Genomic DNA, 13,853 nt, shown 5'->3' on the forward strand with positions numbered 1-13,853 from the left:
GCAAGATGACGCAAGTAGCCTGGCAAGGCGCGGGGCAGCGCGAATGGGCGGGGACGGCACGCACGGATGCCAGCGGTGCCGGCGGCGGCGGCGCGATCGCCCCGGCGGGGCCGATGTCTCCGGCGGGGCTGGCCGATGACAGCGGCGCGCATCCCGGCACGCAGCGCGCGCAGCGCACCGGCGAGCAGGCGCGCACCGGCGGCGAGGTGATCCTGGACCTGCAGCATATCTCGCTGTCGTTCGGCGGGGTCAAGGCGCTGACCGATATCTCGTTCGATGTCTGCGAGCACGAGGTGCGCGCCATCATCGGCCCCAACGGCGCCGGCAAGAGTTCCATGCTCAATGTGATCAACGGCGTCTACCACCCGCAGCAGGGACGCATCGTGTTCCGCGGCGAAGAGCGCAAGCAGATGCACCCGACCGCCGCGGCGCGCCAGGGCATCGCGCGCACCTTCCAGAACATCGCGCTGTTCAAGGGCATGACGGTGCTGGACAACATCATGACCGGGCGCAACACGCAGTTCCGCACCGGGCTGTTCGCGCACGCGCTGTGGTGGGGGCCGGCCCGCAACGAAGAGATGCGGCATCGCCAGAAGGTCGAGGAAGTGATCGACTTCCTGGAGATCCAATCGATCCGCAAGACCCCGGTGGGACGCCTGCCGTACGGCCTGCAAAAGCGCGTGGAACTGGCGCGCGCGCTCGCGGCCGAGCCCTCGATGCTGCTGCTGGACGAGCCCATGGCCGGCATGAACGTGGAAGAGAAGCAGGACATGTGCCGCTTCATCCTGGACGTGAACCGGCAGTTCGGCACCACCATCGTGCTGATCGAGCACGACATGGGCGTGGTGATGGATATCTCCGACCGCGTGGTGGTGCTCGACTACGGCAAGAAGATCGGCGACGGCACGCCGGAAGAGGTCAAGGGCAACCCTGACGTGATCAAGGCGTACCTGGGCACTTCGCACTGAGGGTCTGAACCATGACGTTCTTCTTTGAAATCCTGATCGGCGGCCTGCTGTCGGGCCTGATGTACTCGCTGGTGGCGCTGGGCTTCGTGCTGATCTACAAGGCCTCGGGCGTGTTCAACTTTGCACAGGGCGCGATGGTCTACTTCGCCGCGCTGGCGGTGGTGGGGCTGATGGACAAGGGCCTGCCGATGTGGGCCGCGGTGATCGGCGCCTTCGTGGTGATGATCCTGGTGGGCATGAGCACCGAGCGCTTCGTGCTGCGCAAGCTGGTCAACCAGCCGCCGATCACGCTGTTCATGGCCACCATCGGGCTGTCGTTCTTCCTGGAAGGCCTGGGGCCGCTGCTGTTCGGCAATGAAGTGCGCCCGATCAACCTGGGCATTGTCGACGAGCCGATCGAGTCGATCCTGACCAACTTCAATATCGTGCTGTCCAAGTTCGACATCGCGGCGGCGGCCATCGCCGGCGTCCTGGTGGGATCGCTGGCGCTGTTCTTCCAGTACACCAAGGTCGGGCGCGCGCTGCGCGCGGTGGCCGACGACCACCAGGCGGCGCTGTCGCTGGGCATCCCGCTGCAGAACATCTGGGCCATCGTATGGGGCGTGGCCGGCTTTGTCGCGCTGGTGGCGGGCATGCTGTGGGGCTCGCGCAATGGCGTGCAGTTCGCGCTCACGCTGACCGCGCTCAAGGCGCTGCCGGTGCTGATCCTGGGCGGCTTCACCTCGGTGCCCGGCGCCATTGTCGGCGGGCTGATCATCGGCGCCTCGGAGAAGCTGGCCGAGATCTATATCCCGCCGGTGTTCCAGTCGATGTTCGGCGGCAACTTCGGCGGCATCGAAGGGTGGTTCCCGTATGTGTTCGCGTTGCTGTTCCTGCTGGTGCGCCCGGAGGGGCTGTTTGGCGAAAAGCATATCGATCGCGTCTAAGCCCGTCATTCCCGCGCAGGCGGGACAATGCACGTTAGTGCATTGGACGTCCGCAGGACGGCCCGCAGGGTGAGCGCAGCGAGCAATCCAGTGACTTTATCCGCCATCGCTTCAAAGCCGCTGGGCTCCCGCCTTCGCGGGAGCGACGAGCAGGAAGGAGACAAAGATGTTTTATCGTGAAGCCGGCCAGTTCAAGACCAGCTACGTCGCCGACAGCCAGATCTTCCCCATTCGCCAGGACCGCATCGGCTTTGCCGTGCTGATGGCCGTGGCCTTCCTGGCGATCCCGTTCGTCGGGTCGGAATACTGGTTCTCGGCCATCCTGATCCCGTTCTTGATTTTTTCGCTGGCGGCGCTGGGGCTGAATATCCTGACCGGCTATGCCGGCCAGCTGTCGCTCGGGACCGCGGCCTTCATGGCGGTGGGTGCCTACGCGGCCTACAACTTCCAGTTGCGCATCGAAGGCATCCCGGTGTTGCTGTCATTCCTGTTGGCCGGGCTGTCGGCGGCGCTGGTGGGGGTGGCCTTCGGCCTGCCGTCGCTGCGCATCAAGGGCTTCTACCTCGCCGTGGCGACGCTGGCGGCGCAGTTCTTCGTGGTGTGGGCGCTGACCAAGTTTCCCTGGTTCTCCAACAACAGTTCGTCGGGCGTGATCACGGCGCAGCGGCTGGACCTGTTCGGCGTCGCCATCGACACCCCGGTGAAGAAGTACCTGTTCGTGCTGGCCATCGTCACGGTGCTGGCGCTGGCGGCCAAGAACATGGTGCGCTCGGCCACCGGGCGCGCCTGGATGTCGGTGCGCGACATGGACGTGGCGGCCGAGGTGATCGGCATCCCGCTGATGCGCACCAAGCTGCTGGCGTTCGCGGTCAGCTCGTTCTACTGCGGCGTGGCCGGCGCGCTGTACGCGTTCTGCTACCTGGGCTCGGTCGAGCCCGACGGCTTCTCGCTGGACCTGTCGTTCCGCGTGCTGTTCATGATCATCATCGGCGGGGTGGGCAGCATCCTGGGCTCGTTCCTGGGCGCGGCCTTCATCCTGCTGCTGCCGATCTTCCTGGACAACGTGCTGCCGCCGCTGGCCGCGCTGCTGCACCTGCCGTTCACCAATGCCACCGTTTCGCACATCCAGCTGATGGTGTTCGGCGGGCTGATCATCTTCTTCCTGATCGTGGAGCCGCACGGGCTGGCCCGGCTGTGGCAGATCGCCAAGGAGAAGCTGAGGTTGTGGCCTTTCCCGCACTGACGGGGCGGGGTGCCTGTGTTACCGCAGTTCCTGTGTGAAGTTCTGAAGCTTACGCATAACGAAACGCTCCCCTGAGGGCGAAGGAGACTGTCATGACCAAGCTGATTCGCAATGTGCAACGCGCCGCCCTGGTGGTCAGCGCCGCGGCGGCACTGCTGGCGCCGGCGGCGCCGGCCATGGCGCAGAGCAACGAGCAGTTCGTGGCGTTGCCGAGCTACCGCGTGGGGCCGTACGGCGCCAACGGGCAGTCGTGGTATGGCGGCTTCATCGACTACCTCAACTACGTCAACCTGAAGGAAGGCGGCGTCAACGGCGTCAAGCTGTCGTGGGAAGAGTGCGAGACCGAGTACAACAACGCCAAGGGCGTGGAGTGCTATGAACGCCTGAAGTCCAAGAACGCCACCACCAAGGGCACGGCCTACCACGCCATGTCCACCGGCATCTCGTACGCGCTGGTCGACAAGACCGCGGCGGACAAGGTGCCGCTGGTGATGATGGGCTATGGCCGCACCGACGCGGTGGACGGCTCGGTGTTCCCGTACGCGTTCCCGCTGGTGACCACCTACCAGATGCAGGTCTCGGCCATCGTCAAGTACCTGGCCTCGAAGAACGGCGGCTCGCTGGCCGGCAAGAAGATCGTCTACCTGTATCACGACTCGGCCTATGGCAAGGAGCCGATCGTGGCGCTGCAGGCCGAAGCCAGGCTCGGCAAGTTCGACCTGGTCGAGATTCCGGTAGCGCACCCCGGCAATGAGCAGGGCGCCCAGTGGCTGAAGATCCGCCAGGAAAAGCCCGACTACGTGATCTTCTGGGGCTGGGGCGTGATGAACCAGACCGCGCTGAAGGCCGCGCAGAAGGTGGGCTTCCCGCGCGACAAGATGATCGGCTCGTGGTGGGCGGGGTCGGAAGAAGACACCGTGCCGGCCGGTGATGCCTCCAAGGGCTACATGAGCGCGACCTGGAACGTGGCCGGCCGCGGCGTGCCGCTGATCGCCGATATCGACAAGGTGGTCTATGGAGCCGGCAAGGGCAATATGCAGGACAAGAACAAGGTGGGCTCGGTGCTGTACAACCGCGGCGTGTCGGCGGCGGTGGTGACGGTGGAGGCGGTGCGCGTGGCGCAGGCGAAGTTCGGCAAGGGCAAGCCCATGACCGGCGAGCAGATGCGCTGGGCCTTCGAGAACCTGAACCTGACCAACGCGCGCCTGCAGCAACTGGGCGCCACGGGCCTGCTGCCCGAGATCAAGACCAGCTGCGACAACCACGAAGGCTCGGGCAAGGTGAAGATCCAGCAGTGGGACGGCACCAAGTGGGTGGTGATTTCGGACTGGATCGAGGGCAACAAGAACCTGATCCACCCGCTGTTCAAAGCGACTGCCGCGCAGTACGCGAAGGAGAAGGGGATTACGCCGGCCTGCATGAAGTCCTGATGCCGGCCGAATCCCAATTGGGTTCTCCCCTCTCCCGCTTGCGGGAGAGGGGCGGGGGTGAGGGCCGGCGCTGGCCATAGCGAGCGCGTTCACTTCGTGGCAGCGCCCGCCCTCACCCCAACCCTCTCCCAGAGGGAGAGGGAGTACCCAATCGGCAAGCTGGAAACCGCAACACTCAACACGAGCCGCACCATGAGCCTTCTGTCCGTCAACAATATCGAAGTCATCTACGATCACGTGATCCTGGTGCTCAAGGGCGTTTCGCTCGAAGTGCCGGAAGGCAAGATCGTGGCGCTGCTCGGCGCCAACGGCGCGGGCAAGACCACCACGCTCAAGGCCATCTCCAATCTGCTGCAGGCCGAGCGCGGCGATGTCACCAAGGGCTCGATCGAATATCGCGGCGACCGCGTCGACCAGCTCACGCCCAACGACCTGGTGCGCCGCGGCGTGATCCAGGTGATGGAGGGGCGCCACTGCTTCGCGCACCTGACCATCGAAGAGAACCTGCTCACCGGCGCCTACACGCGCGGCCTGTCGCGCGGGCAGACGCGCGACGAGCTGGAAAAGATCTACGAGTACTTCCCGCGGCTGAAGACGCGCCGCAAGTCACAGGCCGGCTACACCTCCGGCGGCGAGCAGCAGATGTGCGCGATCGGCCGGGCCATGATGGCCAAGCCTGCGATGATCCTGCTGGACGAGCCGTCGATGGGCCTGGCGCCGCAGATCGTCGAGGAGATATTCGAGATCGTGCGCGGGCTGAATTCACGCGAGAACGTCAGCTTCCTGCTGGCCGAGCAGAACACCATGGTGGCGCTGCGCTATGCCGACTACGGCTACATCCTTGAGAACGGCCGCGTGGTGATGGACGGCGATGCCGAGTCGCTGCGCACCAACGAGGATGTCAAGGAGTTCTACCTGGGCGTGGCCGCCAACGACGCCGACGGCCCCGGCCGCAAGTCGTTCCGCGACGTGAAGAGCTACCGGCGCAGGAAGCGCTGGCTGGCGTAGCGCGCGCCCGATTCCGTCCGGCATCGCCACTACGCGCCCAGCGGCGCGGTGGCGGGCCGCATCCCAATCCCTGACGCACAGCACCATGCCAGAACACTTCGATTCGCTCGAAACCCGCGCGCCGGCAGTCCGCGAGCAGGCGCTCCTTGCCGCCCTGGCACGCCAGGTGGCCCACGCGCGCGACCACGCCCCATACTTTGCCGAGTTGCTGAGCGGCGTCGAGCCGCGCCTGCTGACCTCGCGCGCGGCGCTGGCGGCGCTGCCGGTCACGCGCAAGTCGGACCTGAGCGCGCGCCAGCGCGCGCTGCCGCCGCTGGGCGGGCTCAACGCGACGCCGCTGGGCAAGCTGCGCCATGTGTTCCAGTCGCCCGGCCCGATCCACGAAGTCGACGGCCACGACGCCGACTGGTGGCGCGTGGCGCGCGCCATGCATGCGGCGGGCTTTCGCGCCGGCGAGCTGGTCTACAACACCTTCTCCTATCACTTCACGCCCGCCGGCATGATGATGGAAACGGGCGCGCACCGGCTGGGCTGTTGCGTGTTCCCGGCCGGCGTCGGCCAGACCGATTCACAGGTGCAGGCGCTGGCCAGCCTGCAGCCATCGGCCTACGCGGGCACCCCGTCGTTCCTGAAGCTGCTGCTGGAGCGTGGCGACGAGCTGGGCACGCCCTGCACGAGCCTGGCCAAGGCGTTGGTCTCGGGCGAGGCGCTGCCGCCGTCGCTGCGCGCGTGGTTCCAGGCGCGCGGCGTGCGCGTGCAGCAGATGTACGGCACCGCCGATGTCGGCCTGATCGCGTATGAGACCGAGGGCGGCGACGGCTGGGTGGTGGATGAGGGCGTACTGGTGGAAATCGTCGAACCGGGCGGCTCGCGCCCCATGCCCGAGGGCGAGACCGGCGAGGTGGTGGTGACGGTGCTGGGCAATGGCGACTACCCGCTGATCCGCTTCGGTACGGGCGACTTGTCGGCCATCGTGGCGGAGTCGGCGCAACGGCCCAGCCCGTGCGGGCGCACCAATATCCGGCTCAAGGGCTGGCTGGGGCGCGCCGACCAGGCCACCAAGGTCAAGGGGATGTTCGTGCATCCGGGGCAGGTGGCGGAAGTGCTGCGGCGCCATCCGGAGATCCGCGCCGCACGGCTGGTGGTGACCGGCGAACCCGGCGCCGACGTGATGACCCTGCATTGCGATGCCACGCGCGAGGATGAGGCGCTGCAGCGCGCGGTGGCGGAGTCGCTGCGCGAGGTGATGCGGCTGCGCGGTGAAGTGGCCTTTGTCGCGGCGGGGTCGTTGCCGCAGGATGGGAAGCTGATCGAGGATGCGCGCAGCTACGATTGAAGGATGAGCGCTTGATATAGGCCACTACGCCAGGCAGACGCTCCCCTCTCCCGCGAAGTGGGAGAGGGGAGCAAACCGGCGTCGGCTTAGAGCTTACCCCCCTCAGCCGGCCGCGTCGGCGGCCGAACCATCCACACAGCGTTAGCGCGCGATACCCAGCCGCGCCTTGGCGTCATCGTACTCCGCCTTCATGCGCGCGACGATCTCGCCGGCGCTGGGGATGTCGTGGATCTGGCCCACGCCCTGGCCGGCGCCCCAGATGTCCTTCCACGCCTTGGCCTTGGAGCTGCCGCTGGAGAAGTCCATCTTGCTCTTGTCGGCCACCGGCAGGTTGTCCGGATCCAGGCCCGCATTGCTGATGCTTTCGCGGATGTAGTTGCCGTGCACGCCGGTGAACAGGTTGGTGTAGACGATATCGGCGGCGGCCGAGCTGGTGATCGACTGCTTGTACGTTTCCGCCGCATGCGCCTCCTGCGAGGCGATGAAGCGCGTGCCCACGTAGGCAAAGTCCGCGCCCATGGCCTGCGCGGCCAGCACCGCCTCGCCGGTGGCGATCGAGCCCGACAGCGCGATCGGGCCGTCGAAGATCTTGCGCACCTCGCCCACCAGCGCGAACGGCGACAGCATGCCCGCATGGCCACCGGCGCCTGCTGCGACCAGGATCAGGCCGTCGACGCCGGCTTCGATTGCCTTTTCGGCATGGCGCATGCTGATCACGTCGTGCAGCACGATGCCGCCGTAGCTGTGCACCGCGTCGATCATTTCCTTGACCGGCGCGCGCAGCGAGGTGATGAAAATCGGCACCTTATGCTCCACGCACACCTTCACGTCATGCTCGAGCCGCGCGTTGGAGGTGTGCACGATCTGGTTGACCGCGACCGGGCCCACCGGCGCGGCGGGGTTGGCGGCCTTGAAGGCGGCCAGCTCGCCCTCGATCTGGGTCAGCCACTCGTCGAGCAGCTCAGCCGGGCGCGCATTGAGCGCCGGGAACGAGCCGACGATGCCGGCCTTGCACTGCGCCAGCACCAGCTCGGGGTAGCTGACGATGAACATGGGCGAGGCGATGATGGGCAGGGCCAGGTTCTGCAGGGCCTGGGGCAGTTGCTTGGCGGCGGGCATGATGTCTCCTGAACTACGTGTGTGCACAGTGCAGATGCCCCTAAATGAACGGTCGTTCGATTATAGGGAGTTTCGGCGCGGTCACGTTAGAAGCCCCAGTCTATGCCGGTCCGGTCACCTTGTGGAACTACCCGGCCGGAAGGGCTCCAGTCTGGTCAGCGGTGTGAGGGGAATGTGTTGGGAGTGTGAAGTGCCGGGGCGCGTGTGAACAACCCAAAAAAAACGCCCCGCATATGCGGGGCCATCAATTACCACGAAGTTTGATACACACGGCGGGCACCTGCCAATGCCGCAGCCGCCACCGAAGAATATGCCGACAATGTGACGGTGACGTGGCAGCGCAATGAACGCCGCATGACATCACAAGCCGTAGCGCTTGATCTTGTCGTACAGCGTCGCCTTGCCGACCTGCAGCAGGTCCGCCGCCTGGCTGACCGCACCGCCAGTGCGCGCCAGCGCATCCGCGATCACGGCGCGCTCGAAGTGCTCCATGCGCTCGCGCAGCGGCGCGGTGTCATCGGGGGCCGCGGCCTGCGCACCCGCCTGGCCGCCTTCGCGCACGCCCAGCACCATGCGGTCCGCGGCATTGCGCAGCTCGCGCACATTGCCCGGCCAGGGCCGCTGGGCCAGCGCCTGGCGTTGCGCCTCGGACAGAATCGGCGCCGGGCGCTGGTAGCGCACCGCGGACACCAGCGAGAAATGCTCGAACAGCGGCACGATGTCCTCGCGCCGCTCGCGCAGCGGCGGCAGCGCGATGGTGACCACGTTCAGCCGGTAATACAGGTCTTCGCGGAAGGTGCCCTGGGCCACCAGCGCATCCATGTCGCCCTTGGCCGCCGCGACGATGCGCACGTCGATCCCGACCGAGGCATTCGAGCCCAGACGCTCCAGCGAGCCTTCCTGCAGCACGCGCAGCAGCTTGACCTGCAGCGCCAGCGGCATGCTCTCGATCTCGTCGAGGAAGAGCGTGCCGCCCGAGGCGTGCTCGAGCTTGCCGATGCGGCGCTTGCCCGCGCCGGTGAAGGCGCCGGCTTCGTGGCCGAACATCTCGCTCTCGAAGATGGCCTCGGGCACGGCGCCGCAGTTCAGCGCGATAAAGGGGCCCTCGGCGCGCGCGGACAGCGCATGCAGGCTGCGCGCGACCAGTTCCTTGCCGGTGCCGGTCTCGCCGTTGATCATCACCGGCACATCGGTGGGCGCAACATTGGCCACCAGCGCGCGCACCTGCTCGATCGCGGGCGAGCGGCCGATGATGCGCGTGCCCGCCGCGGGGCCGGCCAGCTCGCGGCGCAGCGCCTGGTTTTCCAGCTCCAGCGCGCGGCGTTCCAGCGCGCGGCGCACGGTGTCGGTGAGGCGGTCGGCGCCGAAGGGCTTTTCGATAAAGTCGTAGGCGCCTTCGCGCATGGCCTGCACGGCCATGGTGATGTCGCCATGGCCGGTCACCAGGATCACCGGCACGCCCGGCGCTGCGTTGCGGCAGTGCTGCAGCAGGTCCAGGCCGCTGGCGCCGGGCAGGCGCACGTCGGTCACCACCACGCCGGCAAAGGCGCCGTGCAGGTGCGGGATCGCGGCCTCGGCGGTGGGCAGCGCCAGCACCCGGAAGCCGGCCAGCTCCAGGCTCTGCGCGGTGGCCTGGCGCACCAGCGGCTCGTCTTCGACAAACAGGACACGCAGACCGTCTTGCATGGCAATACTCATTGAGAGGCGGAAACCGTGGGCGCGGGGTCGATGGCGGGGGCGCGCGCCAGCACCAGCGTGAACAGCGCGCCGCCGCCCGGCACGTTGGCCACGCTCAGCTGGCCGCCGAACTCGCGCACGATCGACGATGAGATCGCCAGCCCCAGCCCCAGGCCTTGCCCGGTTTCCTTGGTGGTGAAGAAGGGTTCGAACAGCCGCGGCAGCGCGTCCGGCGCGATGCCGGTGCCATTGTCGCGCACGCCGATGGTGACCGCCTGGCCCTCTGCCTGCACGTCCAGGTCGATCTGTCCCTGCGCCGGCGCGGCCGCGGCAATCGCATCCAGCGCATTGCCGGTCAGGTTCAGCAGCACCTGTTCCAGCTTGAGCTCGTCGGCGCGCACCGCCAGGCCGGGCAGGGCGTCCAGGCCCGTGACGCTGACCGTGACCGTGCCCAGCCGCGGCGCCAGCAGCGCCAGCACATGGTCGACCGCCGCGCGCAGCGCCACCGGCCGGCGCAGCGGGCGCGCCTTGCCGGCAAACAGCTTGAGCTGGCCGGTGATCTTGCCCATGCGCTCGGTCAGGTCGGCGATGGCCGTCAGGTTGCCTTCGGCCGCGGCCAGCTGGCCGCGCTCCAGCAGCACGCGGGTGTTGTCCGAGAACGTGCGCAGCGCCGCCAGCGGCTGGTTCAGCTCATGGGTGATGCCGGCCGCCATCTGCCCCAGCGCCGCCAGCTTGCTGGCCTGCACCAGTTCGTCCTGGGCCGCGCGCAGTTCGCTTTCGGCGCGGGTGCGCTCGGCCACTTCATCTTCCAGCTTTTCGTTGATCGCCATCAGGTCGGCGGTGCGGGCCTCGACGCGGCGCTCCAGCTCGTCGTACGCGGCTTCCAGCAGGCGGCGGCTGTACAGCATGTCGCGCGCACGCTGGCGGCGCTGGCGCCAGTTGACCAGCAGCAGGCAGATACAGGCATAGGCCAGCGCTGCCGCCACCGTGGCGTTGCGCGCGTTGGCCAGCACGGGGTCGAGCGGCGCCATCACCTGCATGGTCCAGCCGGCCGGGCCGACCTTGCGGCCAAGCTCGAGATAGCGGTCGGCGCGCTCGCTGCCATCCGGCGCGGGCTCGTTGCTGCGCACGCGCACCAGGCGCGCGCCTTCATCGAGCGTGGTGGAGGCCAGCCAGCGCGTGACGGGCGAGGTCAGCGGCTCCAGCGGCAGCGGCGAGACGTCGCGATCATGGTACTGCCGGGTCTCGCCGAGTTGGGCGTGCAGCTGTGGCGGCAGCGGACGCAGCGTGCGGTACTGCCATTCCGGCACGGAAGACAGGAAGATCACGCCGTGGTCGTCGCTGACCATCAGCGGTTCGGCGCTGCCGCCGCCGGCGCGCTGGAACCACTCCAGGTTGAGCTTCACCACCGTCACGCCGATCACCTTGCCGCCCGCCTCCACCGGTTGTGCGATGTAGTAGCCGGGCTCGTCGCTGGTGATGCCGATGGCGTAGAAGCGGCCCAGTTCGCCACGCGCGGCAATCTGGAAATAAGGGCGGAAGCGGTAGTCGGTGCCGACGAAGCTGCCAGGCTGCCCGTGATTGCTGGCGGCCAGGGCGATGCCGTTGGCGGCGATCACATAGGTGGCCGAGGCATGGGCCCGTCGGTTGACTTCGGCCAGGTAGTGGTTGGCGGCGGCCACGCGGGCCGGATCGGCTGGGGATTCGAGCAGCCCGCGCACGAAGGGGTGCAGCGACACCAGCGCGGGCAGGAATTCGTAGCGGTCGAGGGTGCTTTCGAGCGTGGCGGCGTAGCGGTCGGCACGCGTTGCGGTGGTTTGCTGCAGCGTGGAAATGCCGCGCTGGACCGAGACCAGCCAGGTCAGCGCGCACAGTACCAGCAGCCCCGCCGCCAGCACCACGGCAAAGCCCAGCCACCGGCCGTTCTCGGTGCCCGGCTCGTGGATCTCCGCCCGGGCTGCGGCGGGGTCATGTACGGCGAGAAAATCGTCGGAGTGGGGCATCGGCGCGCGCGAGGGATGTCGCGCCGATGATACCCCGTGGCGGGCGCCAGGGAGCGCCGCCCGCGTGCCGTCAGACGTTCTGGCCGGCGTCGGCAAGGACTTCCGCATTTTCGCCACCGTGCAGCAGCACGCTGTTGAGCTTCTTGCGGTCAAGCTCGCGCTCCCAGGCCGAGACCACCACCGTGGCCACGCCGTTGCCGATGATGTTGGTCAGCGCGCGGCACTCGCTCATGAAGCGGTCGATGCCCAGGATCAGCACCATGCCCGCCACCGGGATGGTCGGCACCACCGCCAGCGTCGCCGCCAGCGTGATGAAGCCCGAGCCGGTCACGCCGCTGGCGCCCTTGGACGTGAGCATCGCCACGGCCAGGATGGTCAGCTGCTGCATCAGCGTCAGTTCGATGCCGGTCGCCTGGGCGATAAAGATCACCGCCATCGTCATGTAGATGTTGGTGCCGTCCAGGTTGAACGAGTAGCCGGTGGGCACCACCAGGCCCACCACCGAGTTGGAGCAGCCGAGCTTTTCCAGCTTTTCCATCAGTTGCGGCAGCGCCGCTTCCGACGAGCTGGTGCCCAGCACGATCAGCAGTTCTTCCTTGATGTATGCGATGAAGCGCAGGATGTTGAAGCCGGTCAGGCGCGCTACCGTGCCCAGCACGAACACCACGAAGATGATGGCCGTGAAGTAGAAGGTGCCGATCAGCTTGAGCAGCGGCACCAGCGAGCCCAGGCCGTACTTGCCGATGGTGAACGCCATGGCGCCGAAGGCGCCGATCGGGGCCACCCTGGTGATGACGTGGACAATGTGGAAGAAGACCTTGGAGACCTGTTCCACCAGCTGGAAGACGATGCGCGCGCGCTCGCCCATTACCGACAGCGCTGCGCCGAAGAACAGCGAGACCAGCAGGATCTGCAGGATGTCACCGTTGGCGAAGGCGCTGAAGATCGTGTCCGGGATGATATGCATCAGGAACTCGGCCGTGCTCTGGCCGTGCGCCTTCGACACATACTGGGCGATGGCCTTGGTATCCAGCGTGGACGGGTCGATATTGAAGCCCACGCCAGGCTTGAGCAGGTGCGCGGCGCCCAGGCCGATCAGCAATGCAAAGGTGGAGACCACCTCGAAATACAGCAGCGCCTTGCCGCCGACACGGCCGACTTTCTTCATGTCGCTCATGCCGGCAATGCCGGTCACCACGGTACAGAAGATGATCGGGCCGATGATCATCTTGATCAGCTTGATGAAGCCATCGCCCAGCGGCTTCATGGCGATGGCCGTATCCGGCCAGAAATGGCCCAGCACGATGCCGACGAAGATGGCGAACAGGACCTGCACGTACAGGATCTTGTAGAAGGGTTTTCTCATGATGTCGTCCTCGGTATTGACCGTACCCGGCAAGGTGTCGCGCGGGCGCGCACCGTCACGGTTGCGGCGCGTTCAGGAGGGGTATTCGCAACCTGCGTGCCAGTCAAACGTGCATCGCTAACTGGTTGATTCAAAAGGAAAGGCCGGCATCGCGCCAGGTCCGTGGCTCCGGGATTCCGGAATCCCGGACGGCACGCCTCCGGGGATTCGGAATGCCCGACCCGCCGCAGGTGCGCAAGGCGCCACCCCGCTGGTGGCTGTAGCAAACCGTTACCGGCGCAAACGTGGGCGTTATCACGGCCGGGCCGTCGCGACGCCGTATAATTCCGAGCTTCCGTTCAATGCCGTCCGGGCCGTTCCGCCGTCCGGGGCCGCCATCACACCGTACGCATGAGCAGCTACTACCAGCACCACGTCTTCTTCTGCCTGAACCAGCGCGAGGCCGGCGAGAACTGCTGCGCCGACCACAACGCCCGCGCGATGCAGGAATACGCCAAGAAGCGTTGCAAGGAACTGGGCATCGCCGGCGGCGAAGGCCGGGTGCGCATCAACAAAGCGGGCTGCCTGAACCGTTGTGAACTCGGCCCGGTGCTGGTGGTCTACCCCGAGGCCGTCTGGTACACCTTTGTCGATGAGCACGATATCGACGAGATCATCGACAGCCACCTGATGCAGGGCAAGCCGGTCGAGCGGCTGATGGTGGACCGCTGAACGAACGGAAGCCGGCGCATGCCGGCTTGTTGCTTTACCTGTTTCAACGTTTTGTCTGTCATGCCC

General features: G+C 67.0%; 11 protein-coding genes. 7 read left to right on the forward strand and 4 right to left on the reverse strand.

Annotation, left to right across the window (positions count from 1 at the left end):
• Nucleotides 1-5 precede the first annotated feature (5 nt).
• From ACREYQ_RS01530 to ACREYQ_RS01555, 6 genes are all read left to right on the forward strand, one after another.
• Nucleotides 6-968 (forward strand): ABC transporter ATP-binding protein, encoded by a 963-nt coding sequence (locus tag ACREYQ_RS01530; protein WP_432259059.1) that lies wholly within the window; start codon nucleotides 6-8, stop codon nucleotides 966-968.
• Between the two features lie 11 nt (nucleotides 969-979).
• Entirely contained in the window at nucleotides 980-1,894 is a 915-nt protein-coding gene (locus ACREYQ_RS01535) for a branched-chain amino acid ABC transporter permease (RefSeq protein ID WP_013955386.1), read from the forward strand.
• Nucleotides 1,895-2,060: 166 nt separating this feature from the next.
• Nucleotides 2,061-3,137 carry a branched-chain amino acid ABC transporter permease gene (locus ACREYQ_RS01540; protein WP_432259060.1) on the forward strand — a complete coding sequence of 359 codons (1,077 nt, stop codon included), beginning with the start codon at nucleotides 2,061-2,063 and terminating at the stop codon, nucleotides 3,135-3,137.
• A 92-nt stretch (nucleotides 3,138-3,229) separates the two neighbouring features.
• Nucleotides 3,230-4,567: an ABC transporter substrate-binding protein gene (locus ACREYQ_RS01545; RefSeq protein WP_432259061.1), complete on the forward strand. Its 1,338-nt coding sequence runs from the start codon at nucleotides 3,230-3,232 to the stop codon at nucleotides 4,565-4,567.
• Nucleotides 4,568-4,759: 192 nt separating this feature from the next.
• Complete coding sequence (locus ACREYQ_RS01550; RefSeq protein WP_018003769.1) at nucleotides 4,760-5,575, forward strand: ABC transporter ATP-binding protein; 816 nt, start codon at nucleotides 4,760-4,762, stop codon at nucleotides 5,573-5,575.
• Nucleotides 5,576-5,660: 85 nt separating this feature from the next.
• Nucleotides 5,661-6,911, forward strand: a complete 1,251-nt coding sequence (locus tag ACREYQ_RS01555; protein ID WP_432259062.1) for a phenylacetate--CoA ligase family protein — start codon at nucleotides 5,661-5,663, stop codon at nucleotides 6,909-6,911.
• Between the two features lie 141 nt (nucleotides 6,912-7,052).
• Here ACREYQ_RS01555 and ACREYQ_RS01560 read toward each other — a convergent pair whose 3' ends face one another.
• The 4 genes from ACREYQ_RS01560 to ACREYQ_RS01575 all read right to left on the reverse strand — a co-directional run bounded on the left by ACREYQ_RS01560 (nucleotide 7,053) and on the right by ACREYQ_RS01575 (nucleotide 13,076).
• Nucleotides 7,053-8,030 (reverse strand): NAD(P)H-dependent flavin oxidoreductase, encoded by a 978-nt coding sequence (locus tag ACREYQ_RS01560; RefSeq protein ID WP_432259063.1) that lies wholly within the window; start codon nucleotides 8,028-8,030, stop codon nucleotides 7,053-7,055.
• Nucleotides 8,031-8,390: 360 nt separating this feature from the next.
• Nucleotides 8,391-9,716, reverse strand: coding sequence for a sigma-54-dependent transcriptional regulator (locus ACREYQ_RS01565; RefSeq protein ID WP_432259064.1), 1,326 nt, complete (start codon nucleotides 9,714-9,716; stop codon nucleotides 8,391-8,393).
• Nucleotides 9,717-9,724: 8 nt separating this feature from the next.
• Nucleotides 9,725-11,710: a sensor histidine kinase gene (locus tag ACREYQ_RS01570; RefSeq protein ID WP_432259065.1), complete on the reverse strand. Its 1,986-nt coding sequence runs from the start codon at nucleotides 11,708-11,710 to the stop codon at nucleotides 9,725-9,727.
• 70 nt (nucleotides 11,711-11,780) lie between these two features.
• The gene (locus ACREYQ_RS01575; protein WP_432259066.1) at nucleotides 11,781-13,076 is read right to left on the reverse strand and encodes a dicarboxylate/amino acid:cation symporter; all 1,296 of its coding nucleotides are present in this window, start codon (nucleotides 13,074-13,076) and stop codon (nucleotides 11,781-11,783) included.
• A gap of 390 nt (nucleotides 13,077-13,466) precedes the next feature.
• Here ACREYQ_RS01575 and ACREYQ_RS01580 point away from each other — a divergent pair, with 390 nt between their 5' ends.
• On the forward strand, nucleotides 13,467-13,787 hold the full coding sequence (locus ACREYQ_RS01580) for a (2Fe-2S) ferredoxin domain-containing protein (protein ID WP_432259067.1): 321 nt from the start codon (nucleotides 13,467-13,469) through the stop codon (nucleotides 13,785-13,787).
• Nucleotides 13,788-13,853 lie beyond the last annotated feature (66 nt).

This window comes from Cupriavidus sp. TMH.W2 (genome assembly GCF_050847365.1).
GTDB lineage: Bacteria > Pseudomonadota > Gammaproteobacteria > Burkholderiales > Burkholderiaceae > Cupriavidus.

Excerpts from the sequence above, each read along its gene's own strand:
- ACREYQ_RS01565 (WP_432259064.1), bottom strand. The coding sequence starts at position 9,716 with ATGCAAGACGGTCTGCGTGTCCTGTTTGTCGAAGACGAGCCGCTGGTG.
- ACREYQ_RS01580 (WP_432259067.1), top strand. The coding sequence starts at position 13,467 with ATGAGCAGCTACTACCAGCACCACGTCTTCTTCTGCCTGAACCAGCGC.
- ACREYQ_RS01550 (WP_018003769.1), top strand. The coding sequence starts at position 4,760 with ATGAGCCTTCTGTCCGTCAACAATATCGAAGTCATCTACGATCACGTG.
- ACREYQ_RS01560 (WP_432259063.1), bottom strand. The coding sequence starts at position 8,030 with ATGCCCGCCGCCAAGCAACTGCCCCAGGCCCTGCAGAACCTGGCCCTG.
- ACREYQ_RS01545 (WP_432259061.1), top strand. The coding sequence starts at position 3,230 with ATGACCAAGCTGATTCGCAATGTGCAACGCGCCGCCCTGGTGGTCAGC.
- ACREYQ_RS01535 (WP_013955386.1), top strand. The coding sequence starts at position 980 with ATGACGTTCTTCTTTGAAATCCTGATCGGCGGCCTGCTGTCGGGCCTG.
- ACREYQ_RS01555 (WP_432259062.1), top strand. The coding sequence starts at position 5,661 with ATGCCAGAACACTTCGATTCGCTCGAAACCCGCGCGCCGGCAGTCCGC.
- ACREYQ_RS01530 (WP_432259059.1), top strand. The coding sequence starts at position 6 with ATGACGCAAGTAGCCTGGCAAGGCGCGGGGCAGCGCGAATGGGCGGGG.
- ACREYQ_RS01540 (WP_432259060.1), top strand. The coding sequence starts at position 2,061 with ATGTTTTATCGTGAAGCCGGCCAGTTCAAGACCAGCTACGTCGCCGAC.
- ACREYQ_RS01575 (WP_432259066.1), bottom strand. The coding sequence starts at position 13,076 with ATGAGAAAACCCTTCTACAAGATCCTGTACGTGCAGGTCCTGTTCGCC.
- ACREYQ_RS01570 (WP_432259065.1), bottom strand. The coding sequence starts at position 11,710 with ATGCCCCACTCCGACGATTTTCTCGCCGTACATGACCCCGCCGCAGCC.